This window comes from Pantoea sp. K16 (genome assembly GCF_048452805.1).
Classification (GTDB): Bacteria; Pseudomonadota; Gammaproteobacteria; order Enterobacterales; family Enterobacteriaceae; genus Pantoea; species Pantoea agglomerans.
The window spans coordinates 68,276-94,909 of sequence record NZ_JBLWNV010000018.1 but is presented as its reverse complement, the minus strand read 5'-3'; the positions used below and the strand labels follow the sequence as shown (position 1 = coordinate 94,909).

The following is a 26,634-nucleotide window of genomic DNA, read 5'->3' as shown; positions in this document are numbered from 1 at the left end:
ACCTTCGGGTTATGAGCCCGACGAGCTACCAGGCTGCTCCACCCCGCGTCCGTATTGCTTCTATTACTTTTACTTCTCACATTGTGACTTCTGTAAAACTGCTGCAGAAGTATTGGTTGCGGGGGCCGGATTTGAACCGACGACCTTCGGGTTATGAGCCCGACGAGCTACCAGGCTGCTCCACCCCGCGTCCGTGGAAGCGCACTATACTCTCCGCGCTAATTCATGCAACCCCTTTTTGCAGATAAAAGCCAAATTAACAGCCAGTTGCTGAAGGATTCAACCATCTGGTTAATTATTAAACTGATATGCGTGACGTCTGAGCGGATGCATTTCATTCTGTCGGGGGCTTTGCTATCGTCGCGGGGCGAACAGTTATAAAAAGAGAAGATAATGAAATCACATTGGGTGAAGTATGCACTCACTGGCGCGTTAATAACGCTGCTGGCGGCCTGTAGCTCCAAACCGACCGATCGCGGTCAGCAATATAAAGATGGCAAACTGGAACAACCGCTGGCGCTGGTGAATCAGCCCAATGCCAAAGGCGCACCGGTTAATGGCAGAGACTTTGGCGAGCAGGTTCGTCAGATTCAGTCCGCCTCATCCGCCCTGTATAGCCGTCAGAACGGCACCTATAGTGCGATTGAGAGCTGGCTGATGGCGGGTGCCGATACCCGACAGCTTCGTCAGTATGGGCTTAACGCCTGGCAGATGGAGGGAACGGATAACTACGGTAACGTGCAGTTCACCGGTTACTACACGCCGGTAGTGGAAGCGCGTTATACCCGTCAGGGTGAATTCCAGTATCCCATCTACCGCATGCCACCGCGCAAACGCGGAGAAAAATTACCGAGCCGCGCCTCTATCTATAGTGGCGGACTCGATGACCGCTACATCATCGCCTACAGCAATTCCCTGATTGATAACTTCATGATGGATGTGCAGGGCAGTGGTTATGTCGACTTTGGCGATGGCCGCCCGATGACCTTCTTTGGTTACGCCGGTAAAAATGGCTGGGGTTATCACAGCATTGGCAAAGAGCTGATCGATCGCGGTGAAGTGAAGCGCGAAGATATGTCGATGCAGGCGATTCGTCAGTGGGCGCAGGAGCACTCACCGCAGGAGGTCCGTGCGCTGCTGGAAACCAACCCATCATTTGTCTTCTTTAAGGCTGAGCCGTTTACGCCGGTGCGCGGTGCCAGCGCAGTTCCGCTGGTGGCGAAAGCCTCCGTTGCGTCTGACCGCTCAATTATTCCGGCGGGCACCGTACTGCTGGCTGAAGTGCCGCAGTTAAATGAGAAGGGCAAATTCAACGGCAAATATGAGATGCGCCTGATGGTGGCACTCGACGTGGGTGGCGCGATTAAAGGCCAGCACTTTGATATCTATCAGGGTATCGGCCCCGACGCTGCGCATCTGGCGGGCTTCTATAATCACTACGGACGCGTCTGGGTAATTAAAGCCGCGCCGGGTGCCGGACAACCGCTGTTCTCCAGCCCGCAAAACGGTAATAATGGTTCACTGCTTCTCGGCGCTAACTAATTTCTTCTCTGCGGGCCTTCGGGCCCGCACGACGTAACAGGTTCAACTATGAAAGTGTTAAATGACGCCTGGCATCAGCGCTTTGGCGGCACGGCGCGTCTCTATGGCCAGGATGCGCTGCAACGTTTTGCTGACGCACACTTCTGCGTCATCGGGATTGGCGGTGTCGGATCCTGGGCGGCGGAAGCGCTGGTGCGCACCGGAATTGGTAAAATCACCCTGATTGATATGGATGATGTCTGTATCACCAACACCAACCGACAGCTTCATGCGCTGCAGGGCAACGTCGGCAAAGCCAAAACGGAAGTGATGGCAGAACGGCTGCGTGCGATTAATCCTGACTGTGAAGTGATCTGCATTGATGACTTTATTACGCCAGAGAACACCGCCGAACTGATGGCAGCCGGTTTCGACTATGTGATCGATGCTATCGACAGCGTGCGACCGAAAGCGGCGCTGATCGCCTGGTGCCGCCGGAATAAGATCCCGCTGATCACCACCGGTGGCGCGGGTGGGCAGATCGATCCCACTCAGATCCAGGTCGCCGATCTGGCGAAAACCATCCAGGATCCGCTGGCGGCAAAGCTGCGCGAACGACTGAAAAGCCTGGGCGTGGTGAAAAACAGCAAGGGCAAACTTGGCATCGACTGCGTCTTTTCTACCGAAGCGCTGGTCTATCCGCAGGCTGATGGCAGCGTCTGTGCTTCACGCAGCACAGCGGAGGGGCCGAAGAGAATGGATTGCACCTCCGGCTTTGGCGCGGCCACCATGGTAACCGCCACCTTCGGCTTTGTTGCCGTCTCGCATGCGCTGAAGAAGTTTCTGGCGCGTGCTGCCCGTCAGGACGCCGTCAGCGCCTGACGCGCGGCGTGCTCCACTGCGGCGGCCAGCGCCTGCAGGCCGCTGCTGCGGGAGGCACTGAGCTGGGCGCGCAGGCCCAGTTCATCAAACAGTTTTAAGGGATCCATTGCCAGCAGCTGTTGCGGCGTCTGGCCCTCGACGGCGGTCAGCAGCACGGCCAGCAGGCCGCGCACAATACGTCCTTCACTGTCACCATAGAAATGCAGCGTGCCATCTTCACGTAACTGGCTGCCCAGCCAGACCCGATTTTCACAACCGCTCAGTTCAATTTCCGCTGTTTTCAGTTCCCCGGGTAAGGCAGGCAACTGGCGGCTCAGCTGGATCAGCTGACGATAACGATCTTCCCACTGATGAAAGCGGCCAAAGCTCTCTTTCAGGCTGGCAACGGTAATCTCTTCGCCAAACGGGTGCGGCGCTAACGGCGATGAATGCATAATCAAAACTCCGATAACAGCGAGATGGCGCTCTTCATGGCGCGCACCAGCGCATCAACATCCTGCAGATTATTATAGGGTGCAAAAGAGGCCCGCAGCGTGCCGCTGACGCCCAGCGCCGCCAGCAACGGCTGCGCGCAGTGCTGGCCAGCGCGCAGGGCGATTCCCTGCTCAGCCAGCAGCGTCACCAGATCGCTGTGATGCAGGCCAGCGAATTCAAATGCCAGCAGGCTGGCATTTGAACAGCGGAAGCTGCGGAAACCGGGTAATTCCGCCAGCTGCTCTTCCGCCAGCGTCGCAAGATGCTGACTCCAGCGCTCCGCTTCGGGCAGATCGTACTGCGCCAGCCAGCTCAGTGCTGCACTCAGGCCCACCACGCCCGCCACATTCGGGGTGCCAGCCTCAAAACGCCACGGCACCGGCTGCGGCGTGAATCCGCTGAAATCGACATCCGTTATCATCTTACCGCCGCCCTGCCAGGGCTCCATCGCCTCCAGCAGTTCCGCTTTGCCATATAACGCGCCAATGCCCATCGGGCCGTAAATCTTATGTCCGGAAAAGGCGTAAAAGTCGATATCCAGCGCCTGTACGTCAGGCGGACAATGCACCACGCCCTGTGCGCCATCGACCATCACTTTCGCGCCCACGGCGTGAGCGAGCGGGATCGCCTGAGCGAGTGCGGGACATCCGCCGGTGACGTTCGACATCTGTCCGACCGCCAGCAGGCGGGTACGGCTGTTGAGCAGGGCGGGCAGCTGGCTGATATCCGGCAGGCGATCCGCGCCTAACGGCCATTTTACGACGCGGGCACCGCACGCCTGCGCAGCCATCAGCCAGGGCACCAGGTTGGCGTGGTGTTCTGCCTCGCTGACCACAATCTCATCACCAGGCTGTAAGCGCGGGCGCAGCCAGCTGTTCGCCACCAGGTTTATCGCTTCGGTGGTACCGCGCGTCCAGACAATCTCACGATCGTCAGCGGCGTTAAGCCAGCGGGCAACCTGGTTGCGCGCCTGCTCATAGCGATGGGTTAAGGCCTGGGCGGCGGCAAACTGGCTGCGATGGACTGTACCCGCGCTGAGGCTGTAAAACTGCTGCGTGCTGTCAATGACGGCCTGCGGCTTCAGCGTGGTCGCTGCGCTGTCGAGATAAACGCCTGCGTCGGCGAGTGCGGGAAACTGCTGGCGAAATGCGGTGGGATTAAATGCGGTCATGCCTGGTCCATGATAAGAAAAATTAGGACCACACTGAAAGAATGGTCTGCGTCTGGCAAAGCTGGAAAAGCGCGTTATGCTGAATATTGCAAGGTTTGAACCAAACCCGCATAACGATCGGACGTTTACTAGTCGATCTCACTTATCGGCTGCCTCTGGTTAGCGTAACGCGGGTGGTTTGATGCAATCAATCTACAAGGAGACAGCAGATGAAAAAATTAACCGCAGTACTGGCCGTGTGTACCCTGGCTTTTACCCTGAGTGCCTGTTCAAGCAATTACGTGATGCATACCAATGATGGTCGCACCATTGTGGCTGCCGGCAAGCCTAAAGTCGATAACGATACCGGCATGATCAGCTATAAAGATGCGAATGGCAACGAGCAGCAAATCAACCGCTCTGATGTCAAAGAGATGGTAGAGTCTGGCAACTAAGCAGCAAAAAAAAAGCACCGCAATTTGCGGTGCTATTTAAAAATCACTATGGACAGACAGGGTAAATCTACAGGAATTAAGAGTTCGATCCGCAATCGTCGGATCAAAAATTGCAAACACAACATCACGACCACAAGCCAAAAGCTTTCAGAAAATCTGCGAACTCACTCACAAATCTAAAAACTTTTCGTTCCGGCTCAGGAAGTGCGGCAACTATAGGTATTTGCTGGAGGTTCCTCAACGGACAAATTATAATGCCTCGGATTAAAAATTCTAATACGTAAACGCTTTGTATAAGCCAGCGTATTTTTTGCCGATCCGGATACGGAAAACCATGTCGAAACGCCTTCCTCCTCTCAACGCACTGCGTGTTTTTGATGCAGCTGCACGCCATTTAAGCTTTACCAAAGCCGCAGAAGAGCTGTTTGTCACCCAGGCTGCTGTAAGCCATCAGATTAAATCTCTGGAAGATTTTCTGGGGTTAAAGCTATTTCGCCGGAGGAATCGTTCGCTATTACTGACCGAAGAAGGACAAAGCTACTATCTCGATATCAAAGAGATTTTCTCGGCAATCAACGAAGCGACCCGCAAACTGCAGGCGCGCAGTGCCAAGGGTGCGCTGACCGTTAGTTTACTGCCGAGCTTTGCCATTCAGTGGCTGGTTCCCCGCCTCTCCAGCTTTAATATGGCTTATCCGGGAATCGACGTGCGTATCCAGGCGGTTGACCGCGACGAAGAGAAACTGGCCGACGATGTCGACGTGGCGATTTTTTACGGCCGGGGTAACTGGCCCGGCCTGCGGGTTGAAAAACTCTACGCCGAATATCTGCTGCCGGTCTGTTCACCGTCGCTGATGACCGGGGATAATCCGCTAAAAACACCGATGGATCTGTCGCGTTTTACTCTGCTGCATGATGCCTCCCGCCGGGACTGGCAATCTTATATCCGGCAACTGGGCCTGCAGCATATCAATGTGCAGCAGGGGCCAATCTTCAGCCACAGCGCCATGGTGTTGCAGGCGGCGATTCATGGTCAGGGCGTGGCGCTGGCGAATAACGTCATGGCGCAGAGCGAAATAGAAGCCGGGCGATTAATCTGCCCGTTTAATGATGTATTAGTCAGTAAAAACGCTTTTTATCTGGTTTGTCATGACAGTCAGGCAGAACTGGGTAAAATAGCCGCCTTCCGACAGTGGATCCTGGAAAAAGCTGCAACCGAACAAGAAAAATTCCGCTTTCGCTATCAACAATAACATATTGATTTATTTGCATTCAGATGCAAAAGGACTCTGAGGATCGGTTAATGTCCAGTCGTGCCATGTTTGTTTTTTCGGCTATCAGCGGATTTCTGCTGGTGGCTTTTGGCGCATTTGGTGCCCACGTTTTGAGTCAGTCGCTTGGTGCGGCTGAAATGGCCTGGATTCATACCGGGCTGGAATATCAGGCTTATCACACCTTAGCGGTGATGGGGCTGGGTGCTGCGATGTTACGCCGCGCCAATATCTGGTTTTACTGGAGCAGTGCGCTGATGGCGCTCGGCACCGTGCTGTTTAGTGGCAGCCTCTATTGTCTGGCGCTGTCACATCTGAAGTTTTGGGTTTTTATCACACCCGTGGGCGGGGTCTGTTTCCTCGCCGGTTGGGTATTGATGTTGATTGGCGCGCTGCGTCTTAAACGAAAGGCAGAACGCCATGAATAAAGTTTTACTCTATTGTCGCCCCGGTTTTGAAAAAGAGTGTGCGGCGGAAATCAGCGCCAAAGCGGCTGAACGTGAAATCTACGGCTTTCCACGGGTTAAAGATGACTCTGGCTACGTGCTGTTCGAGTGCTATCAGTTTGAAGATGCCGAGCGGCTGGCACGTGAGTTGCCGTTTGACGAGCTGATTTTTGCCCGTCAGATGCTGGTCGTCGGCGAAATGCTGCGTGACCTGCCGCAGGAAGATCGCATTACCCCGATTGTCGGCATGCTGACCGGCGTAGTGGAAAAGGGCGGCGAACTGCGTGTTGAAGTGCCAGACACCAACGAAGCCAAAGAGCTGACTAAGTTCTGCCGCAAGTTCACCGTGCCGCTGCGCTCGGCACTGCGTGAAAGCAAGATCCTGTTGAATTATGAGAGCCCGAAGCGCCCGGTCGTGCATGTGTTTTTCATCGCACCGGGCACCTGTTACGTCGGCTACTCCATCCGGGAAAACAGCTCGCCGTTTTACATGGGTATTCCACGCCTTAAGTTCCCCTCCGATGCGCCAAGCCGTTCCACCCTTAAGCTGGAGGAGGCGTTTCACGTCTTTATCCCTGCGGATGAGTGGGATGAGCGTTTAGCCAGCGGCATGTACGCCGTGGATCTCGGTGCCTGTCCGGGCGGCTGGACTTATCAGCTGGTGCAGCGCAGCATGATGGTATATGCGGTGGACAACGGACCGATGGCACCGAGCCTGATGGATACGGGCCAGGTGATGCACGAGAAAGCGGATGGCTTTAAATTCCGTCCGCCACGCACCAACATCAGCTGGCTGGTGTGTGACATGGTGGAGAAGCCGGTGCGCGTGGCTAACCTGATGACCGACTGGCTGGTCAACGGCTGGTGCCGTGAAGCGATCTTCAACCTTAAGTTGCCCATGAAAAAGCGCTATGAAGAGGTGACGCAGAATCTGGCCATGATGCAGGAACGATTTGATGATAATGGCATTAACGTGCAGATTCGCGCCCGCCAGCTTTATCATGACCGCGAAGAAGTGACGGTACATGTGCGCCGAATCTGGGCGGCTGCCGGTGGTCGTCGCGACGAACGTTAATCGCCGGGCTGAGTGCAAGGGCACTCAGCCGGTATAACGCAGCGTATTCAGATTCCCCTGCAACACCAGATCCCGCTTCAGGGTTGCGACCTGACGGCTGATCTCTGCCATCTGCTGACCCTCAGCGAGCTTCTCCCGCCATCTGGCTGGCACCTGATCCAGTTGCTGATAGATCCCTTCAAGCGTGTGAAACTCTGTCAGCAGCTGTTTCGCGCTTTTCGGACCGATGCCGGTGATGCCCGGAATTTTACTGCTGCTGATGCCGCACAATCCCCAGTAGTCGGGTAACCGCTGGGGCGCCACACCAAATTCAGCCTCGATAAAAGGCAGATCAAGCCAGCGTTTCTGGAAGTAGTCGCGGATGCGGATCTCGGGTGCCAGCAGCTGACAGTAGCCTTTGTCGGTTGAAACAATGGTGGCCTGATGTCCGGCCTGAGCCATTTTCACCGCCAGCGTCGCCGCTAAATCGTCCGCCTCATCCTCGCCCGCTATCCAGCAGCTTACGCCTGCGGCGCGAAAGGCCTCCTGTAATGCCGGCATCTCTGCCTGTAAATCGTCTGGCATCGGCGGGCGACCGCTTTTGTAATCGGGTAGCAGCTGATGACGCCAGCCCTGATGACGCGCTTCGCCATCAAATACCGCCACCGCATGAGTCGGATGGGCGTGACCCAGTATCTGGCGCAGCGCGGCCACGCAGCCTTCGACACAGGGTGAGCCCTGTACCGCATGCAGACGGCGAATCAGATTCAACGCGTCAACAATAACAAGATGAAGAGCCATGAGAGTATGGGCAGCCCGGGGGCTGCCTCCTGGTTTATTTGATAATTTCGTAGCAGGGAATGTAGGCGGTGCCTGGCAGTTTCATGCGTTGCTGTGCAACGAATCCCTGTAGCAGCTCATCCATGCGGTGCATGATGTCGGGGTCGCCATGCAGTTTGTAGCGTCCCTTCTCACGGATTTCGCGGATGCCCATCTCTTTGACGTTACCGGCTACGATGCCTGAGAAGGCGCGGCGCAGGTCAGCAGCCAGCTTTTCGGGTGGCTGATTGGTGTAGAGATTGAGATTCGCCATGTTTTCATGGGTTGGCAGGAACGGCACCTGCAGATCGGGTTCAATGCGAATCGACCAGTTAAAGCTGTAAGCATCGCCGGTTTCGCGACGATTCTCTTTTACCTGCGGCATCGCTTTCTTCATCAGACGCGCTACTTCGGCTGCATCGTTGATGATGATCTGATAATGCTTACGCGCCTGTTCGCCCAGGGTGTTAACGATGAAATCATCCAGCACGCGGAAGTAGTCGGCGCTCTCTTCCGGCCCGGTCAGGATCAGCGGTAATACCTGATCGCTGTTCTGCGGATTCATCAGGATGCCCAGCAGATAGAGCAACTCTTCTGCGGTCCCTACGCCGCCCGGGAAAATGATGATGCCATGGGCAATGCGCACAAAAGCTTCCAGACGTTTTTCGATGTCCGGCATGATGATCAACTCATTCACCAGCGGATTCGGCGGTTCAGCTGCAATGATGGAGGGTTCGGTCAGGCCGATAAAGCGGCTGTCACGATAGCGCTGCTGAGCATGGCCTACGGCAGCCCCTTTCATTGGCGCTTCCATCACGCCTGGCCCGCAGCCGGTACAGATGTTCAGTTCACGCAGTCCAAGCTGAGTTCCGACATTGCGGCAATACTGGTACTCAACGGCGTTGATCGAGTGACCGCCCCAGCAGACCACGGTGTTGGGATACTCGCCGATGTGCAGTGCCCGCGCGTTACGCAGAATGGAAAACACGGTGTTGGTGATAGTGGCGGAGTCATTTTCTTCAGCCGCAGTGAACCGACCCGGCATGTTGAGCTGACCGCTGACAAACAGGATGTCACGCAGCACCGCAAACAGGTTAGCCTGCAGTGAACGGATGATGCGGCCATCCACAAACGCCTCTTCCGGTGGATTGATCAGCTCCAGTTTGACGCCGCGCTCACGGCGCAACACATTGATGTCGAAATTTTCAAAGCGGGAGAGCAGCTCCTGGCTGCTGTCAGTCTGGCTGCCGGAGTTAAGCACGGCAAGAGAGCAGTTGCGAAACAGCTGGTAGAGGTCGCTGCTGGCTGTGCGCTTGAGCATATCGACTTCCAGCTGTGAAAGCAGATCCATTGAGCCAAGAGGGCTGATATGGGTAATCAAATGAACTCCTTTACACCCGCCTGGGTGCGTGTTGGCACTGCAACGGCAGTGACGAAAATCCCTGGTCGGCCACCCGCAGGTAGCCGCCATCACCAGAGTAGCCTTGTCGGCCCGCACAGCTCAAGCGGAACTGCGCTTAGTGCACGCAGCCTGCGAGAAGTCTCGCAAACTACTGACGGACCAGCCGCGAAAAACCGGGCGAGAAGGGCACATTAGTGCGCCATGGATTGATATCCAGCCCGCCACGACGGGTGTAGCGTGCATACACCGTCAGCGCTTCCGGATGGCAGAAACGCATCACATCATTAAAAATGCGTTCGACACACTGCTCGTGAAATTCGTTGTGCTGGCGGAATGAGACCAGATAGCGCAGCAGCGCTTCACGGTCGATACGCGGGCCTTTATAACGAATCATCACGGAGCCCCAGTCGGGCTGATTGGTAATCAGACAGTTTGACTTGAGCAGGTGGCTGACCAGCGTCTCTTCAACGATTTCGCTGCCCGCAGCATCGGCCAGATAGTCAGCATTGAAGCGGTAATCCTCTATGGCGATATCCTGCTCATCAATACAAACCCCCTCAAAATGGCCGATGGGCTGACCTTCCACTTCATTGAGACGGAACAGCGCGACCCGCGCTTCACCTTCAGCACAGGCACTCAGGTCCCGCTCCAGCGTCTGACGAACCTCGCCCCAGTCGGCAAAGCGGGTCTGGTTGAAACTGTTAAGGTAGAGCTTGAAGCTTTTTGACTCGATAAGGTTGCGGCTCTGCGCATCGAGCACCACTTCGCCAACGGCAACCTGTGGCAGACCTTTGCTGTTGAGCCACGAGAGTTCATACAGGGTCCAGATATCACTGCCGGTAAAGGGCAGGCTGTCGGGAAACAGGCCAAGGGGTTCACGATTCAGGCTGCGCGGCACCGCCTGCAATAAGCTGTTGTCATAATGATCGTGATAGGCTGTGGGTTTGCCCAGCGTCAGGTTGCTGAGTGCCTGATCCTGTTCGTGAGTAGTCATTGCGGTTACCACCAAAATTAATCAAAGTGGCTAAGTGTAACCCATCAGAAGTGAGAATATGAATGATGCAGCAAACTGCCGCCGCGTTGCGCGACTTTACCACCCGGTACTGCCAGCACTGGCTTCAGCAGGCCGGGCATGCGCCGGCCAGCAGCGATCTCTTTGGCGTACCTTCGCCCTGTGCCCTGGAGGATCGCGATCAGCGGGTCGTCTGGCAGCCGCAGCCTTTTACTCTGCCACAGACGCTGGATGCGGTTGAGCGGGCGATCGACATCCAGCTCCAGCCGCAGATCACGGCTTTCTATACCACGCAGTTTGCCGGCGATATGCAGGCCAGTTTTGGTGAGAATCAGCTGACACTCTTACAGGTCTGGAGTGAGGATGATTTCCTGCGTTTACAGGAGAATCTGATCGGGCATCTGGTGATGCAGCGCCGCCTTAAACAGTCGCCTACGCTGTTTATCGCCACCACCGAGTCAGAACAGGAGATCATCTCGCTTTCTAATCTCAGCGGCGAAGTGATTCTGGAGCAGCCCGGCGGTAAACAGCGTGTGAAATTAGCGGAAACGCTTGAGATATTTCTTAAGTCATTACAACCGGTTATCATCTGAGTTGCAGTGATTTGCCCCTGACCTTGTGAGACATCTCTTACATGTGCTGTGAGAGATCGCTATATAACAGGTGAGACTTCCGGAAGGCTGAGATGTAAAAATATTGTGAATCATCAACTTAATGGCGTTTATCTGAATTTACGCCGCACATTTCGTAAAGTTCTGCTGTGAGTACCTTGTGCGCGTAACGAGTTCTGTCAAAATGTTTCGCACTGCAGGAAGCTCAGGAAAAAGATATCGTCAGGATGATGATAAGCCATGAGGCAGGAACGTAACGGAGCTTACGGCACACGGAAGGTTTCAGGATGAAACAGGATCGCTCAGGATTGAGCAAGGGACACCTCCAGGATGGAGAATGAGAACCCCCTCAGAAGAGGTGGTGGGCCAGGATGCTAAGGATACATCAGGACGATGCGCGACAGGAGTTCGCACTGGACAAGTTGTCATGGAAGAGCAGGGAGCATTAACGTGGCGGGATGGCTGCAAACGAACCGGGAGCACTGTTTATACAGTGCTCCCTTTTTTTGTGCCTGTGCCAACAAGTGATATGCTTGCCGCCCATTTTTGACTGCTCGCGGAGGTGGCGCATGACGCCTGAACAATTGATTACGCAACGGCTGGAACAACTGGAAGCGGTGATGCGTGAGCATCATCTCTGGCAGAGTACCCCGCCGGCCGAGGGGGCGCTCGAGAGCCGCGAACCCTTTTGCCTGGATACGCTGGAGCCGCTGCAGTGGCTCCAGTGGGTGTTAGTCCCGCGGATGCATGCCCTGATTGCGGCCCGACATCCGTTACCACAAAATTTTGCCGTGGCCCCCTATTATGAGGTGGCTCTGGTGCCTGACCAGCCGGGTATTGCACCGCTGTTGCTGACCCTGCGTCAACTTGATGCGTTAATCACGGATGCTGCCCACTGATGCTGGAGATACTCTATCAGGATGAGTGGCTGGTTGCCGTCAACAAGCCCAGCGGCTGGCTGGTTCATCGCAGCTGGCTGGATCGCCATGAAACGGTGTTTGTGATGCAGACCGTTCGTGATCAGATTGGGCAGCATGTGTTTACGGCGCATCGTCTCGACAAGCCGACGTCAGGGGTACTGCTGATGGGGCTCTCCAGTGAAGTCGGACGTCTGCTTTCGCTGCAGTTTGAACAGCACCAGATGCAGAAAACCTACCATGCTGTGGTTCGCGGCTGGCTGGAGAGCAGCGGGACGCTCGATTATCCGCTGGTGGAAGAGCTGGATAAAATTGCCGATAAACACGCCACGGAAGCGCGCACCGCACAGCCCGCGGTCACCGATTATCAGTCACTGGCAACGGTCGAGATGCCGGTCGGCATTGGCCGTTATCCCACTTCGCGTTATAGCCTGGTTGAACTGGCTCCTAAAACCGGTCGCAAGCATCAGCTGCGTCGTCATATGTCACACCTGCGTCATCCGATTATTGGCGATTCGGCGCACGGCGATCTGCGTCAGAACCGGGGTGCTGCCGAACATTTTGGCGCTAACCGCCTGATGCTGCACGCCAGCAGCCTGGCATTAACTCATCCGGTGACCGGTGAACCGTTGCTGCTTCGCGCCGGACTGGATGGCGTCTGGCAGAACCTGATGAACCAGTTTGGCTGGCAGGATCGCATTCCTGAGGTGCCGCGGGTTGAGTTTGACGCAGCGCCAGGACAGGATAACGTTTCAGAATAAGGGAGAAAGCAGATGGCAAAGATTGGCATTTTTGTAGGTACGGTATATGGCAATGCGCTACTGGTCGCGGAAGAAGCAGAGCCCATTCTGCAGCAGCAGGGGCACAGCGTAACGGTGTTTGACGATCCGACGCTGGCTGACTGGCAAAACTATGCCAGCGACGTGGCGTTAATTGTCACTTCTACTACCGGGCATGGCGATTTTCCCGACACGATTTCAGGTCTGTTCCATGCGATTAAAGATCAGCTCGGTCATCAGCCCGCGCTGCGCTATGGCGTGATTGCGCTGGGTGACAGCAGCTATGACCATTTCTGTGGCGCGGGTAAAACCTTTGACGCGCTGCTGCAGGAGCAGGGCGCTCAGCGGGTTGGTGAGGTGTTACTGGTTGATGCCACTGAAAATCCGGAACCGGAGGCGGTTACCTCGCCGTGGGTTGAAGCCTGGGGCGCGCAGCTCTGATTGCAAGGCCAGGCTTATCTCTGCCTTAACAGAGATAAGCCTGTAGTGTGCGCACGGCGATATCCGTTGAGTGCACTGTCAGGTGACAGGCGCCGGGTTAAACACCGCCAGCTGATTACGAATGCCCCAGCGATCGGACCAGGTCTGCTTCCTGCCACTGGCGATATCCAGAATCAATTCAAACAGTCGCCAGCCCACCTGCTCAATACTCTCTTCACCGGTAGCAATCGTCCCGGCATTGATGTCCATCAGATCGTGCCAGCGCTCTGCCAGCGCATTACGCGTCGCCATCTTGATCACCGGAATCGCGGCCAGACCGTAAGGCGTACCGCGACCAGTAGTAAACACCTGCAGGGTGATACCGGATGCCAGCTGCTGCGTACCGCAGACAAAATCGCTGGCGGGCGTCGCTGCGTAGATCAATCCGCGTCGCGTGGGCCGCTGGCCGGGAGAGAGCACTTCAACAATGGCGCTGCGTCCCGATTTTGCGATCGAGCCAAGTGCTTTTTCCACTACGTTCGCCAGCCCGCCTTTTTTATTGCCCGGCGACGGGTTAGCGCTGCGATCGGTCTGGCCCTGGTCGAGGTAATTATCATACCAGGCCATCTCCTCCAGTAAGCGCTTACCGACTTCCTGATTAATCACCCGCGGCGTCAGCAGGTGAATCGCATCACGCACTTCCGTGACTTCCGAGAACATCACGGTGGCACCGCAACGCACCAGGAGATCAGAGGCGAAGCCCACTGCCGGATTTGCCGTCACGCCCGAAAATGCATCGCTGCCACCACACTGCATGCCGACAATCAGCTCTGCTGCGGAGCAGGTTTCGCGCTGGCGCTGATTCAGCCGCTGGAGATGACGCTCCGCCACCTGCAGAATCTCATTGACCATCGCGCCAAAGCCCACCAGCTTTTCATCCTGCAGACGCACGATGTCATGTTCGTCCAGCGAAATCGCCTGCACGTCGGGGGTGCCAGTCAGCAGACGCTCTGGCTGTAACTTTTCACAGCCGAGGCTGACGATCATCACTTCGCCGCCGAAATTCGCATTCAGCGCCAGGTTATGAATGGTGCGAATCGGCACGACCGCCGCCGGTGCGTTGATCGCCACACCACAGCCATAAAGGTGGTTCAGGGCAACCACACCATCCACGTTCGGATAGCGCGGCAGTAAATCCCGTTCAATGATCTGTACGACATGATCCACCACACCGGCCACGCAGTGGACGCTGGTGGTGATGCCGAGCAGGTTACGCGTGCCTACGCTGCCATCCGCATTGCGGTAACCTTCAAAGGTATAGCCCTCCAGCGGCGGCAAATCAGGCGGAACCTGAGTGGCTAACGGCAGACTCTCCAGCGGAGGGGCTTCCGGCAGCGCAACCAGTGATTCATCAATCCAGCTGCCTTGGGCAATATCCCGCAATGCGAAGCCTATGACTTCGCCATAACGCACGATCTCTGCACCCTGATTAATCGCGCTCAGCGCCACTTTGTGGCCCTGCGGCACATGCTCAGTGAGGGTCAGGCCATCCGCAAACTGCGTGCCGGCTGGCAGACCGAGGCTGTTAACCACAATCGCCACATTGTCGTGCTCATGGACTTTGATATAGAGCGGTTGTTCATCTGTTTTTGGGTTCATCGCTCACCTTCCCGTCTGTCGTACCGTACTTGTGCGGCACGCTGTAATGATCTGACCTGTCACACCCTTGTTTGCCAGCTTCAGTATAGGGAGGCGGGGCGGGTCGCGCATTGTGCAAATGACCACCATTAAGGCAATTCGTCTCGCTGTTTTGGGTCGATTATCCAAAAGCAAGTGAAGACCCTCACAAACAGCGTGGGAAAGCGTTATCCGGGGCGGATTTTGCACGGGTATTTGCCACTTTCGTGAGCTATACCGCAGGATTTTGTGCATTCGCCAGACAATCACTTGAATAAGGCGATTATTCCAGGGCGATGCGCCAATGTGATCGCCTCAGCCTGTTCTTATACTGAATTCCGTTAGCCAAAGTCAGGTTATCTGTCACGACGTATTATTCATCCGAAAGAGGTTGCCTGGAGTTATTACCGGCCGCGGCTGCCAGACGCCGGATGGATAAATAAAGTTTGCCAAAACAAAAAGATCGCCGTGTTTAACCCAACTTCTCTCTGATACCCAACGCGATGTGTATGCAGTCAGAGCGAATGTAGCTCACGCTATATTTCAGGAGTGCATCATGAATAGTTTCAGCCAGACCGCGGAAACGGTGCAGAAACGCACCAATGCCCGTTACTGGATTGTGGTGATGTTATTTATCGTCACCTCATTCAACTACGGTGACCGCGCAACGATTTCGATTGCCGGTTCGGCGATGTCAAAAGATATTGGCCTCGATTCGGTCGGACTCGGCTATATCTTCTCAGCCTTCTCATGGGCGTATGTTATTGGTCAGATTCCGGGCGGCTGGCTGCTTGACCGCTTCGGCTCAAAACGCGTCTATTTCTGGAGCATCTTTACCTGGTCGCTCTTTACCTTTTTGCAAGGGTTCGTCGATCTGTTCAGCGGCTTCGGCATCATCATGTCGCTGTTTATTCTGCGCTTCCTGGTGGGACTGGCCGAAGCGCCCTCTTTCCCTGGCAACAGCCGCATCGTCGCGGCCTGGTTTCCGGCGCAGGAGCGCGGCACGGCCGTGGCGATCTTCAACTCGGCCCAATACTTCGCCACCGTTATCTTCGCGCCCATCATGGGCTGGCTGGTCTCTTCCGTGGGCTGGGCGCACGTGTTCTGGTTCATGGGCGGCCTGGGCATCATCCTCAGTTTCATCTGGCTGAAAGTGATCCACGATCCCACCGATCACCCAGGCGTGAATAAAGCCGAACTGGAGTACATGGAGCAGGGCGGTGCGCTGATCAACATGGATGTCAAAAAGGATAGCCGCAAAGTGAGCTGGAACGAGAAGTGGTTCCAGATCAAACAGCTGCTGACGTCACGCATGATGCTGGGTATCTACCTCGGTCAGTACTGCGTTAACGCCTTAACCTACTTTTTTATCACCTGGTTCCCGGTCTATCTGGTACAGGCGCGCGGCATGTCGATTCTCAAAGCGGGCTTTATTGCCTCGATTCCGGCGGTGTGCGGCTTCCTCGGCGGCGTACTGGGTGGGGTGATCTCCGACTGGCTGATGCGTAAAACCGGCTCCCTGAATATCGCGCGTAAAACGCCGATCGTGCTCGGCATGCTGCTCTCTATTTCGATGGTGATGTGTAACTACACCGATACCGAATGGGTGGTGGTGTTCTTCATGGCACTGGCGTTCTTTGGTAAAGGCATCGGTGCGCTGGGCTGGGCGGTGATGGCAGATACCGCACCGAAAGAGATCAGTGGCCTGAGCGGCGGTCTGTTCAACATGTTCGGTAACTTCTCTGGCATCGTGACGCCTATCGCCATCGGTTACATCATCGCCACCAGCGGCTCCTTTGAAGGCGCGCTGATCTATGTCGGTATTCATGCCTTTGTCGCCGCATTCAGCTTCCTGGTGATCGCGGGCGATATCAAACGTGTCGAACTGAAAACCTGGCCCGGTAAGGATGCATTATGAATACGCAAAGTTCGCCGGTGATTACTGAGATGCAGGTTATCCCGGTCGCCGGCTATGACAGCATGCTGCTCAATATTGGCGGTGCGCACAACGCCTGTTTTACCCGCAATATTGTGGTTCTCACCGACAGCGCCGGTCACACCGGCGTCGGTGAAGCCCCCGGCGGCGACACCATCTATCAGACGCTGGTAGAGGCGATTCCGCAGGTGAAAGGCCAGCAGATTGCGCGAATGAACCGTCTGGTGCAGCAGGTGCACAAAGGCAATCAGTCGGCTGACTTCACCACCTTCGGCAACGGTGCCTGGACTTTTGAGTTGCGGGTCAACGCAGTAGCCGCGCTGGAAGCGGCGCTGCTCGATCTGCTGGGACAGTGTCTGGGCGTACCGGTGGCTGAACTGCTGGGGCCAGGTAAACAGCGTGATGAAGTGACGGTGCTGGGCTATCTGTTCTATCTCGGCGACCGCCGCAAGACCGATCTGCCCTATCTGAGTGGTGAGCAGGCCAGCCACGACTGGTATCACCTGCGTCATCAGGAAGCGCTGACCAGCGATGCCGTGGTGCGGCTGGCTGAGGCGGCGCAGGATAAATATGGCTTCAAAGATTTTAAGCTCAAAGGCGGCGTGTTGCCGGGCGAGCAGGAGATTGCCACCGCGGCGGCGCTGAAGCAGCGCTTTCCCGACGCCCGCATTACGGTCGACCCGAACGGCGCCTGGCTGCTGGACGAGGCGATAGCGCTGTGTAAAGGGATGCAGGATGTGCTGAGCTACGCCGAAGATCCGTGCGGCGCGGAGCAGGGCTATTCGGGACGTGAAGTGATGGCCGAGTTCCGGCGCGCAACCGGCTTACCGGTGGCCACCAATATGATCGCCACTAACTGGCGCGAGATGAATCACGCGGTGATGCTTAATGCAGTCGATATTCCGCTGGCGGATCCTCACTTCTGGACGCTGAGCGGCGCCGTGCGGGTCGCGCAGCTCTGCGATGAGTGGGGCCTCACCTGGGGCTGCCACTCCAATAACCACTTCGATATTTCGCTGGCGATGTTCACCCATGTGGGTGCGGCAGCGCCAGGCAATCCTACCGCGATTGATACCCACTGGATCTGGCAGGAGGGCGATCAGCGCCTGACGAAAAATCCGCTGCAAATCCGCAACGGGAAAATTGCCGTACCGGATGCGCCGGGTCTGGGCATTGAGCTCGACTGGGAGCAGGTAAACAAAGCCAATCAGCTTTATCAGTCACTGCCCGCCGGTGCGCGTAACGACGCTACGGCGATGCAATATCTGGTCCCCGGCTGGACATTTGATCGCAAACGCCCGGCATTTGGCCGTGCAACAGCATAAGGAGCAGGAGATGAGTTCAACACCGAAAGTCACCGCCATGCAGGTTATTCCGGTCGCAGGCTACGACAGCATGCTGCTGAACCTCAGCGGCGCTCACTCGCCATTCTTTACCCGCAACATTGTGATTATCAAAGATAACGCCGGACACACCGGCGTCGGCGAAATCCCGGGCGGCGAAAAAATCCGCCAGACGCTGGAAGATGCAGCGTCGCTGGTGATTGGCAAAACCGTGGGCGAATACAAAAACATTCTCAGCCTGGTGCGCAGCACCTTCGCCGACCGCGATGCCAGCGGGCGCGGCACCCAGACCTTCGATCTGCGCACCACTATTCATGTGGTGACCGGCATTGAAGCGGCGCTGCTCGACCTGCTGGGTCAGCATCTGGAAGTTAATGTGGCCTCGCTGCTGGGCGACGGACAGCAGCGCGACCGCGTTGAGATGCTCGGCTACCTCTTCTACATCGGCGACCGCCGCAAAACGTCCCTCTCTTACCAGAGCCAGGAGAGCGATCCCTGCGACTGGTATCGCCTGCGCCACGAAGAAGCACTAACCCCGGAGACGGTGGTGCGGCTGGCGGAAGCGGCGTATGAGAAATATGGTTTCAACGATTTCAAACTCAAAGGCGGCGTACTGCGCGGCGGCGAAGAGGCCGAAGCGGTTACTGCGCTGGCTAAGCGTTTTCCTGAAGCCCGTATCACCCTCGATCCCAACGGGGCCTGGTCGCTCAACGAGGCGATCATGCTCGGCAAACAGCTCAAAGATGTGCTCGCCTACGCAGAAGATCCCTGTGGCGCGGAGCAGGGTTACTCCGGCCGTGAAGTGATGGCGGAGTTCCGTCGCGCCACCGGCATGCCAACCGCCACCAATATGATCGCCACCGACTGGCGTCAGATGGGCCATACCCTGTCGCTGCAGTCGGTGGACATTCCGCTGGCGGATCCGCACTTCTGGACCATGCAGGGTTCGGTGCGGGTAGCACAGATGTGTCACGACTTCGGCCTGACATGGGGCTCGCACTCCAATAACCACTTCGATATTTCGCTGGCGATGTTCACCCACGTCGCCGCTGCCGCGCCGGGCGCGATCACCGCCATTGATACCCACTGGATCTGGCAGGAGGGCAATCAGCGCCTGACCAAAGAGCCATTCCAGATCAAAGGCGGCATGGTGCAGGTACCGCAGAAGCCCGGTCTCGGCGTCGAGCTGGATATGGATCAGGTGATGCAGGCCAACGCGCTCTATCAGAAGCAGGGGCTGGGCGCGCGTGACGATGCCGAAGCGATGCAATTTTTAGTGCCGGGATGGACCTACGACAACAAACGTCCCTGCCTGGTACGTTAACCTTTTCGGCTCCCCACGGGGAGCCATCGTCACAGGAGTTTAACCATGAGTAATGCAGCCTGGCCAAATGGATTTCGTCGTCGTTTGTTAGCGGGTGAAACCCTGATCGGCAGCTGGTGTGCGCTTGCCAGCCCGATCTCAACCGAGATTTTAGGGCTGGCCGGTTTTGACTGGCTGGTCCTGGATGGCGAACACGCGCCCAACGATATCACCACGTTTGTGCCACAGCTGATGGCGCTTAAAGGCAGCCACAGTGCGCCCGTGGTGCGTCCGCCCTGCAACGAGCCGGTGATCATTAAGCGTCTGCTGGATATCGGGTTTAACAACTTCCTGGTGCCATTTGTCGAGACCGAAGAGGAAGCAGTGCGTGCCGTCGCATCAACCCGCTATCCGCCAGCCGGCATTCGCGGTGTCTCGGTTTCGCACCGCAGCAACATGTACGGCACCCTGCCGGATTACAACAGCACCATCAATGACAACATCACGGTGCTGGTGCAGATCGAAACCCAGCAGGCGGTCGACAACATTGACGCCATCGCGGCGGTGGACGGTGTCGACGGTATTTTTGTCGGGCCGGGCGATCTCTCTGCTGCGCTGGGCTATCTCGGTCAGCCTGCGCATCCTGAAGTGCTGAAAGTGATTAAACACATTTTTGAACGCGCCAAAGCCGCCGGTAAGCCGAGCGGCATTCTGGCACCGGTGGAAGCGGACGCGCGTCGTTATCTGGAGTGGGGTGCCACTTTTGTCGCCGTCGGCAGCGATGTCGGTATGTTCCGCAACGCCTCTCAGGCGTTATGCGACAAATTTAAGCGCTAATCAATCAAGGGGAAACGCAATGAAAATTGGATTTATCGGCCTGGGTATTATGGGCAAACCAATGAGTAAAAATCTGGTGAAAGCCGGTTATTCGCTGGTGGTGCGCGATCATAACGCTGACAACGAAGCGGAACTGACTGAACTGGGCGCGACCGTGGCGAAATCGCCAAAAGAGGTGGCTGAGCAGTGCGATGTGGTGATTACCATGGTGCCCAACTCGCCGCAGGTCATTGAAGTCTGCCTGGGTAAAAATGGCATTATCGAAGGGGCGAAGCCAGGCCTGGTGGTCATCGACATGAGCTCCATTGCGCCGCTGGCGAGCCGTGAAGTCCATGATGCGCTGGCAGAAAAAGGGATCAAAATGCTGGATGCGCCGGTCAGTGGCGGTGAACCCAAAGCGATTGAAGGCACGCTCTCTGTGATGGTCGGCGGTGATAAAGCGGTGTTCGATACCTGCTACGACATCATGAAATCGATGGCGGGATCGGTGGTGCATACCGGCGACATCGGTGCGGGTAACGTGACTAAGCTGGCCAACCAGGTGATTGTGGCGCTGAATATTGCGGCGATGTCCGAGGCGTTATCACTGGCGACCAAAGCGGGTGTAAATCCGGATCTGGTCTATCAGGCGATTCGTGGCGGCCTGGCCGGCAGTACGGTACTGGATGCCAAAGCGCCCATGGTGATGGATCGCAACTTCAAACCTGGCTTCCGCATTGACCTGCATATCAAAGATCTGGCGAACGCGCTGGATACCTCGCACAGCATCGGCGCGCATCTGCCGCTGACGGCGGCGGTGATGGAGATGATGCAGGCGCTGCGTAACGACGGGCAGGGTAGCGCCGACCACAGCGCGCTGGCCTGCTATTATGAGAAGTTAGCGAAGGTTGAAATCGCCCGCTAAAACCCGGTGTCGGTCTCTGCGGAAACCGGACTGGTTCAGAGCCGTTTCAATTACTCAACTGCGCTCGGATTGCCTATGAAAATCGTAATCGCACCGGATTCATATAAAGAGAGTTTATCCGCCCTGGATGTGGCATCGGCGATTGAAGCGGGTTTCCGTGACATCTTTCCCGATGCGCATTACGTGAAAATACCGGTCGCCGACGGCGGTGAAGGAACGGTAGAAGCGATGGTGGCGGCGACGAAGGGAAAAATCGTCAGGCTGAAGGTGACGGGGCCGCTGGGAACAGAGGTTGACGCCTTCTATGGCCTGTCCGGCGATGAGTCCACCGCCTATATCGAAATGGCAGCGGCCAGTGGACTGGAGCGGGTGCCTGCATCGCAGCGTGACCCGCTGATAACGACCTCATTTGGCACCGGCGAGTTGATCAGACATGCGCTGGATAAGGGGGTCGGCCACATCATCATTGGTATCGGCGGCAGCGCCACCAATGATGGCGGAGCCGGCATGATGCAGGCGCTGGGCGCCCGGCTGCTGGACGACCAGGGCTGCGAGATCGGTCACGGTGGCGGTGCACTCGCCGATCTTGCCAGCATCGATATTGACGCGCTGGACGCCCGCATTCATCAGTGCCGCATTGAAGTGGCCTGTGACGTCACGAATCCGCTGACGGGCAAAGAGGGTGCATCGGCCATTTTCGGCCCGCAGAAAGGGGCGACACCGGCGCTGGTGCAGCAGCTCGATCAGGCGCTGGCCCATTACGCCGCGATTATTCACCGCGATCTCGATATTGATGTGCTGCATATTCCGGGCGGCGGCGCAGCGGGCGGTATGGGGGCGGCGCTGCACGCCTTCTGTCAGGCAGAGCTGCGGCGCGGCATTGAGATTGTTACTGAAGCGCTGGGGCTGGCGGAAGAGGTAAAAGATGCTGACCTGGTAATTACCGGTGAAGGGCGTATCGACAGCCAGAGTATTAATGGCAAGGTGCCGATCGGCGTCGCCAGCGTGGCAAAGCGCTTTAATAAGCCGGTGATTGGCATCGCCGGAAGCCTGACGGCCGATGTCGGCGTGGTGCATCAGCACGGGATCGATGCGGTATTCAGCGTGCTCTACAGCATCTGTTCCCTGGATGAGGCACTCGCCAGCGCCGGAAAGAATGTTGAGATGACGGCGCGTAATGTGGCAGCCACGTTAAAGCTGGCCGGGTTTAACTAACCACCAGCATTACCCGGCCACTCCACATCGGCCGGGTTTAACTCACCGCCAGCCTTATCCAATCCCTAACAGCTGGCGGGCTTCTCGGGCGACGTTCTCCATCTCATCCTGCAGCTCCAGCAGTTCCGGCTCCAGCGCAGCGATATCGCTGGCCTCCAGCAGCTCTCTTTCCAGCTGATGGCAGAGTTGCTTCATGCGCGGCACGCCGCTGTAGCTGGCACTGCCGTGCAGCTTGTGAATAATCTCACGCAGGGCGTTGACCTCATTGGTCGACATAAACTGCGCCATCTTCGCATGCACTTCCGGTAAAAATTCCAGCAGCATTCGCAGCAGATCGCGCGCCAGATCGGCTTTGTTCGCCGCCTGTCGCAGCGCCAGTTGCCAGTCCAGCGTGGGTAATATTGGCAGCAGTTCCGGCACGGTGACCACTGGTGGTGGCGTATAGCGCGCCAGCAACTGTCTTAACTTGCTCTCATCAATCGGTTTGGCAAGATAGTCATTCATGCCCGCCTTGATCAATTGCTCACGCTCGCCATCAATCGCATGGGCGGTGACCGCCACAATCGGTGTACTGGCATGATGCGGCATGCTGCGGATAATTTCGCTGGCGCGAATGCCATCGATGTCCGGCATCTGAATATCCATCAGAATCACATCCAGCGACTGCTGACGTGCCTCACGGATGGCGTGTTCGGCGCTGCTGCACAGCAGGATGTTCTGCACCTGCTCCTCCAGCAGCGCGCCAATCAGCTTGAGGTTGGCGGGGTTATCATCCACCGCCATCAGCGTCAGCGGCAGCCGGGGTGAAAGCGGCAGTTCACTGATCTGACGGGTATGCAGATCCAGTAACATCGGCAGGAGTCGCGTCAGGGAGATCGGTTTAGCGATGCAACCGTCAATGCCGCGTACCTTCAGCTCATCCGCCAGCAACATCATCGGGCTGGGGAGCGCCATCAGCACGTTGTCGGCCCGATCCAGCAGCGCATTAATCATGCGTTCATTGAGCAGCTCGGGCTGACTGATGTCGACCGGCATCGCCATCAGCAGCAGCGGATAGTGAGACGCTTTTAAACCCTCCAGCGTTTCGCTGTAATCGATCTGCAATGGTGTGGCGCTCAACATCTCCAGTGCTGCGCTGGCAACGTTAGCATCCGCTTCAACATAGGCAATGCGCGCATGTGACAGCGCATCCAGCACGCGTGGCATGCCGGGCGCATTGGGATTGAGATCCAGCTGCACGCGAATCACAAAGGTGGAGCCCTTGTCCGGCTGGCTGCTGAAGGTGATTTCGCCGCCCATCTCCCGCACCAGTTTCTGCGTGATCACCAGCCCCAGCCCGGTGCCGCCATGACGGCGCGAAATGCTGGCGTCAGCCTGACGGAACGCCTGGAAAAGCTGTGTCTGTTGCTGCTCAGAGATGCCGATGCCGCTATCTTCAACCTGAATCTCCAGCTCGACGCGCGACTGCGTAATCACCCGCTGTCCGACACGCAGGCCGATATACCCTTTCTCGGTAAACTTGATGGCGTTACCGATCAGGTTAATCAGAATCTGTTGCAGGCGCAGCGCATCGCCAATCACATTGTCCGGCACGCTGCTGTCACACACCACCGTCAGCTCCAGCCCTTTGTCATGCGCCGACGGGGCCAGCAGCACCAGCGTTTCATCCAGTGTGGCACGCAGCGGGAAGGGGATCGCCTCCAGCATCAGTTTGCCCGCTTCCAGCTTCGAGAAATCGAGCACGTCATTGATAATACTGAGCAGGTTATTGGCTGAACGTTCAATGGTCTGCATATAGTCGCGCTGGGTGGTGCGCAGCTGGGTTTTCAGCATCTGCCGGGTAAAGCCCAGCACGCCATTAAGCGGCGTCCGCAGCTCATGCGACATATTGGCCAGAAACTCAGATTTGATACGCGCCGCTTCCTGGGCGCGTTTCTTCGCCAGATCCAGCTCAACGTTCTGAATCTCCAGCTGTTCCAGCGTCTCTCGCAGATCGTAGGTCGCCTGATCGATATTGTGCTGCATCTCTTCGTGATAGGCGGTCAGCGACATCGCCATCGCATTAATCCCGTTTTTCAGAATGCTGAGTTCACCCAGCATGTATCCCTCAACGCGGCTGTCGAGCTGGCCGCGACGGATGCGGTCAACGGTGGTGACCATATTGCGGATCGGGCCGGTGACATCACGCATCAGACGATAGGCAAATAGCATGGCCAGGCAGAGACAGAAGAGCAGCATCAGCGTGGCGACAAACACCTCTTTGTACTGCTGCAGGCGCACCGACTGCAGATCCAGCTCTATCGCCACGTAGCCCAGCGGATTGCCCGACGGCTTGGCATCTTCGTCCGGCAATTCATCCACATCGTAACGCTCTGTGGTGATCGGAGTGCGCAGAATCAATACGTTGCCGTGACGTTCCATGGAGACATCGTCGGGCAGGGCGCGGATATCATCCTGTTGCAGCAGGCTGAGGTTCTGCTTGTGATTGGAGGTGACGTAGAGCTGGTTGTGATTATCAAACACCGAGATCGCCCGGACGATGCCGGAATGGCGGCGGTGCAGCAGGCTGACCAGTTCACGCATGGCGTCACGGTTGTGCCAGGTCATGCTGTATTCGCTGGAGATCGCCAGCGGTTCAATGATATTGGCTCCGGCATCGATAACCTGGCGCTGCAGTTCATTGTAACGGTGCACCACAAAAAATGAGCTGAGCAGCAGGCCAACCATCAGCGTGGGTGCCAGAATTAAAATCATCATTCGCGCCCGCAGGCTGTATTTGGTCATAATAGTCGCCTGGCTACTCCGGCATTAACGTCCCTGTGCATGCTGTCGACAAAAACAATGCAGGTCGTTTTCGATAAAGAGAATTAATAACACTATGGCGCAATTTTACGTTGCAAAACAGCGCGTGACGACGCAACAACGGATCACCGTCACCATTGAGGCGCTCGATCCGTTCGGACAAGGGGTGGCGCGTCACAAGGGCAAAACCCTTTTTGTCGCCGGTGCCCTGCCTGGGGAACAGGCGGAGGTCATGCTGACAGAGGATAAACGTCAATTTGCCCGGGCGAAAGTGACACGACTGATTAGCCGCAGTCCGGCGCGCGTCACGCCACGCTGCCCGCATTATGAACGCTGCGGCGGCTGCCAGCAGCAGCATGCCGATGTGGCGCTGCAACAGCAGAGCAAAGCCCAGGCGCTGAGCCGGATGCTGCGCCAGGCCGCCGCACAAGAGGTGGCGGTGGATGAGGTGATTGCCGGTCAGCCCTGGGGCTATCGTCGTCGCGCCCGTCTGGGGCTGCAATGGCAAAATAAGGCGCAGCGGTTGCAGATGGGCTTCCGTCAGGAAGCCAGCAACGATCTGGTTGATATTCAGCAATGCCCCATTTTAGTGCCCGAACTTGAGGCTTTACTGGTTCCATTGCATCAGTGTCTCAGTGACTTACGCGCCGTCAGGCGTCTCGGGCATGTGGAGCTGGTGCTGGCAGACAACGGGCCGCTGATGATTCTGCGCCATCTTGATGCGCTGCATGCGGATGACCGTGAAAAACTGGAACAGTTTTCGCATAAGCATCAGCTGATGCTGTTCCTGGATGCGGGCGAGGAAGAGTTGAGTGCGTTAAATGAGTCGACGCCGTTTTATCAATCTCACCAGCTTAAGCTAACCTTCAGCCCACAGGATTTTATTCAGGTTAACGATGGTGTTAATCAGCAGATGGTCGCGAAGGCAATTGCCTGGCTCGATCTGCAGCCGGAAGACCGGGTGCTGGATCTGTTTTGCGGCATGGGAAACTTCACACTTCCTATAGGAATCTTCGTACATAATGTGGTTGGTGTGGAGGGGATTGCAGCATTAGTGCGGCAGGCAGCGTATAATGCTGATTTGAATAATCTTAAAAATGTCAGTTTCTTTCAGCATAATCTGGAAGAAGAAGTGTCGCGCCAGCCGTGGGCGGCACAGGGATTTAACAAGGTATTACTCGATCCGGCACGCGCCGGGGCTGCGGGCGTAATGGCGCATGTGGTTAAACTTGCACCAGATCGCGTGGTCTATGTTTCGTGTAATCCCACCACACTCGCCCGCGACAGCCAGACATTGCTGTCGGCAGGCTACCAATTGGAAAGGGTCGCGATGCTGGATATGTTCCCACATACCCGTCATCTCGAATCCATGGTGCTGTTCAGAAAAACATAAGCGATGTATGTC

General features: G+C 56.6%; 24 protein-coding genes and 1 tRNA gene. 17 read left to right on the top strand and 8 right to left on the bottom strand.

What is annotated here, in order from left to right:
* Nucleotides 1-113: 113 nt before the first annotated feature.
* A tRNA-Met gene (locus ACK13D_RS20420) sits at nucleotides 114-190 on the bottom strand.
* A gap of 203 nt (nucleotides 191-393) precedes the next feature.
* Between ACK13D_RS20420 and mltA the strand changes: the two genes are divergently transcribed.
* Together mltA and tcdA are read left to right on the top strand one after the other, a co-directional pair.
* Nucleotides 394-1,542 carry a murein transglycosylase A gene (mltA, locus tag ACK13D_RS20415; RefSeq protein WP_010248620.1) on the top strand — a complete coding sequence of 383 codons (1,149 nt, stop codon included), beginning with the start codon at nucleotides 394-396 and terminating at the stop codon, nucleotides 1,540-1,542.
* Between the two features lie 48 nt (nucleotides 1,543-1,590).
* Nucleotides 1,591-2,403, top strand: a complete 813-nt coding sequence (tcdA, locus tag ACK13D_RS20410) for a tRNA cyclic N6-threonylcarbamoyladenosine(37) synthase TcdA (RefSeq protein ID WP_010248618.1) — start codon at nucleotides 1,591-1,593, stop codon at nucleotides 2,401-2,403.
* Here the strand turns inward: tcdA and csdE are convergent.
* Together csdE and csdA are read right to left on the bottom strand one after the other, a co-directional pair.
* A complete protein-coding gene (gene csdE / locus ACK13D_RS20405) occupies nucleotides 2,382-2,837 on the bottom strand; it encodes a cysteine desulfurase sulfur acceptor subunit CsdE (RefSeq protein WP_010248617.1) in 456 nt (151 codons plus the stop codon). The two genes, tcdA and csdE, sit on opposite strands and share 22 nt — an antisense overlap.
* Before the next feature lie 2 nt (nucleotides 2,838-2,839).
* On the bottom strand, nucleotides 2,840-4,048 hold the full coding sequence (gene csdA, locus ACK13D_RS20400) for a cysteine desulfurase CsdA (RefSeq protein WP_033758705.1): 1,209 nt from the start codon (nucleotides 4,046-4,048) through the stop codon (nucleotides 2,840-2,842).
* A 209-nt stretch (nucleotides 4,049-4,257) separates the two neighbouring features.
* Here csdA and ACK13D_RS20395 point away from each other — a divergent pair, with 209 nt between their 5' ends.
* From ACK13D_RS20395 to rlmM, 4 genes are all read left to right on the top strand, one after another.
* Complete coding sequence (locus ACK13D_RS20395) at nucleotides 4,258-4,482, top strand: YgdI/YgdR family lipoprotein (RefSeq protein ID WP_010248613.1); 225 nt, start codon at nucleotides 4,258-4,260, stop codon at nucleotides 4,480-4,482.
* 334 nt (nucleotides 4,483-4,816) lie between these two features.
* Nucleotides 4,817-5,734 carry a transcriptional regulator GcvA gene (locus ACK13D_RS20390; RefSeq protein WP_003854641.1) on the top strand — a complete coding sequence of 306 codons (918 nt, stop codon included), beginning with the start codon at nucleotides 4,817-4,819 and terminating at the stop codon, nucleotides 5,732-5,734.
* A 50-nt stretch (nucleotides 5,735-5,784) separates the two neighbouring features.
* Complete coding sequence (locus ACK13D_RS20385; protein WP_010248611.1) at nucleotides 5,785-6,180, top strand: DUF423 domain-containing protein; 396 nt, start codon at nucleotides 5,785-5,787, stop codon at nucleotides 6,178-6,180.
* The gene (rlmM, locus tag ACK13D_RS20380) at nucleotides 6,173-7,273 is read left to right on the top strand and encodes a 23S rRNA (cytidine(2498)-2'-O)-methyltransferase RlmM (RefSeq protein WP_010248609.1); all 1,101 of its coding nucleotides are present in this window, start codon (nucleotides 6,173-6,175) and stop codon (nucleotides 7,271-7,273) included. The genes ACK13D_RS20385 and rlmM overlap by 8 nt, the downstream gene beginning before the upstream one ends.
* A gap of 24 nt (nucleotides 7,274-7,297) precedes the next feature.
* Here rlmM and xni read toward each other — a convergent pair whose 3' ends face one another.
* The 3 genes from xni to queF all read right to left on the bottom strand — a co-directional run bounded on the left by xni (nucleotide 7,298) and on the right by queF (nucleotide 10,467).
* On the bottom strand, nucleotides 7,298-8,053 hold the full coding sequence (gene xni, locus ACK13D_RS20375) for a flap endonuclease Xni (protein ID WP_022623810.1): 756 nt from the start codon (nucleotides 8,051-8,053) through the stop codon (nucleotides 7,298-7,300).
* 34 nt (nucleotides 8,054-8,087) lie between these two features.
* Nucleotides 8,088-9,452, bottom strand: a complete 1,365-nt coding sequence (ppnN, locus tag ACK13D_RS20370; RefSeq protein ID WP_010672144.1) for a nucleotide 5'-monophosphate nucleosidase PpnN — start codon at nucleotides 9,450-9,452, stop codon at nucleotides 8,088-8,090.
* A gap of 169 nt (nucleotides 9,453-9,621) precedes the next feature.
* A complete protein-coding gene (queF, locus tag ACK13D_RS20365) occupies nucleotides 9,622-10,467 on the bottom strand; it encodes an NADPH-dependent 7-cyano-7-deazaguanine reductase QueF (protein ID WP_022623809.1) in 846 nt (281 codons plus the stop codon).
* Nucleotides 10,468-10,529: 62 nt separating this feature from the next.
* Here queF and syd point away from each other — a divergent pair, with 62 nt between their 5' ends.
* From syd to ACK13D_RS20345, 4 genes are all read left to right on the top strand, one after another.
* Nucleotides 10,530-11,078 carry a SecY-interacting protein gene (syd, locus tag ACK13D_RS20360; RefSeq protein WP_010672142.1) on the top strand — a complete coding sequence of 183 codons (549 nt, stop codon included), beginning with the start codon at nucleotides 10,530-10,532 and terminating at the stop codon, nucleotides 11,076-11,078.
* A gap of 587 nt (nucleotides 11,079-11,665) precedes the next feature.
* A complete protein-coding gene (locus ACK13D_RS20355) occupies nucleotides 11,666-11,995 on the top strand; it encodes a YqcC family protein (protein WP_022623807.1) in 330 nt (109 codons plus the stop codon).
* On the top strand, nucleotides 11,995-12,774 hold the full coding sequence (gene truC, locus ACK13D_RS20350) for a tRNA pseudouridine(65) synthase TruC (RefSeq protein WP_033772508.1): 780 nt from the start codon (nucleotides 11,995-11,997) through the stop codon (nucleotides 12,772-12,774). Before ACK13D_RS20355 ends, truC begins: the two co-directional genes overlap by 1 nt.
* A 12-nt stretch (nucleotides 12,775-12,786) precedes the next feature.
* Entirely contained in the window at nucleotides 12,787-13,233 is a 447-nt protein-coding gene (locus ACK13D_RS20345; protein WP_010248594.1) for a flavodoxin, read from the top strand.
* A 78-nt stretch (nucleotides 13,234-13,311) separates the two neighbouring features.
* Here the strand turns inward: ACK13D_RS20345 and garD are convergent, their stop codons facing one another.
* Nucleotides 13,312-14,871 (bottom strand): galactarate dehydratase, encoded by a 1,560-nt coding sequence (gene garD, locus ACK13D_RS20340; protein WP_163851063.1) that lies wholly within the window; start codon nucleotides 14,869-14,871, stop codon nucleotides 13,312-13,314.
* Between the two features lie 574 nt (nucleotides 14,872-15,445).
* Here garD and ACK13D_RS20335 point away from each other — a divergent pair.
* From ACK13D_RS20335 to ACK13D_RS20310, 6 genes are all read left to right on the top strand, one after another.
* Nucleotides 15,446-16,807, top strand: a complete 1,362-nt coding sequence (locus tag ACK13D_RS20335) for an MFS transporter (protein ID WP_031594089.1) — start codon at nucleotides 15,446-15,448, stop codon at nucleotides 16,805-16,807.
* The gene (locus ACK13D_RS20330; protein WP_187493121.1) at nucleotides 16,804-18,150 is read left to right on the top strand and encodes an enolase C-terminal domain-like protein; all 1,347 of its coding nucleotides are present in this window, start codon (nucleotides 16,804-16,806) and stop codon (nucleotides 18,148-18,150) included. Before ACK13D_RS20335 ends, ACK13D_RS20330 begins: the two co-directional genes overlap by 4 nt.
* A 10-nt stretch (nucleotides 18,151-18,160) precedes the next feature.
* Complete coding sequence (gene gudD / locus ACK13D_RS20325) at nucleotides 18,161-19,492, top strand: glucarate dehydratase (protein ID WP_010248587.1); 1,332 nt, start codon at nucleotides 18,161-18,163, stop codon at nucleotides 19,490-19,492.
* A 45-nt stretch (nucleotides 19,493-19,537) separates the two neighbouring features.
* Nucleotides 19,538-20,308 (top strand): 2-dehydro-3-deoxyglucarate aldolase, encoded by a 771-nt coding sequence (gene garL, locus ACK13D_RS20320; RefSeq protein WP_010248585.1) that lies wholly within the window; start codon nucleotides 19,538-19,540, stop codon nucleotides 20,306-20,308.
* A 19-nt stretch (nucleotides 20,309-20,327) separates the two neighbouring features.
* A complete protein-coding gene (garR, locus tag ACK13D_RS20315) occupies nucleotides 20,328-21,212 on the top strand; it encodes a 2-hydroxy-3-oxopropionate reductase (protein ID WP_010248583.1) in 885 nt (294 codons plus the stop codon).
* Nucleotides 21,213-21,287: 75 nt separating this feature from the next.
* Nucleotides 21,288-22,427, top strand: coding sequence for a glycerate kinase (locus tag ACK13D_RS20310; RefSeq protein WP_158131413.1), 1,140 nt, complete (start codon nucleotides 21,288-21,290; stop codon nucleotides 22,425-22,427).
* A 54-nt stretch (nucleotides 22,428-22,481) separates the two neighbouring features.
* Here ACK13D_RS20310 and barA read toward each other — a convergent pair whose 3' ends face one another.
* Nucleotides 22,482-25,211, bottom strand: a complete 2,730-nt coding sequence (barA, locus tag ACK13D_RS20305; protein WP_418797005.1) for a two-component sensor histidine kinase BarA — start codon at nucleotides 25,209-25,211, stop codon at nucleotides 22,482-22,484.
* 94 nt (nucleotides 25,212-25,305) lie between these two features.
* On the opposite strand from barA, the gene rlmD reads away from it, so the two are divergent.
* Nucleotides 25,306-26,622, top strand: coding sequence for a 23S rRNA (uracil(1939)-C(5))-methyltransferase RlmD (gene rlmD / locus ACK13D_RS20300; RefSeq protein WP_250327783.1), 1,317 nt, complete (start codon nucleotides 25,306-25,308; stop codon nucleotides 26,620-26,622).
* The last annotated feature ends 12 nt before the right edge of the window (nucleotides 26,623-26,634 follow it).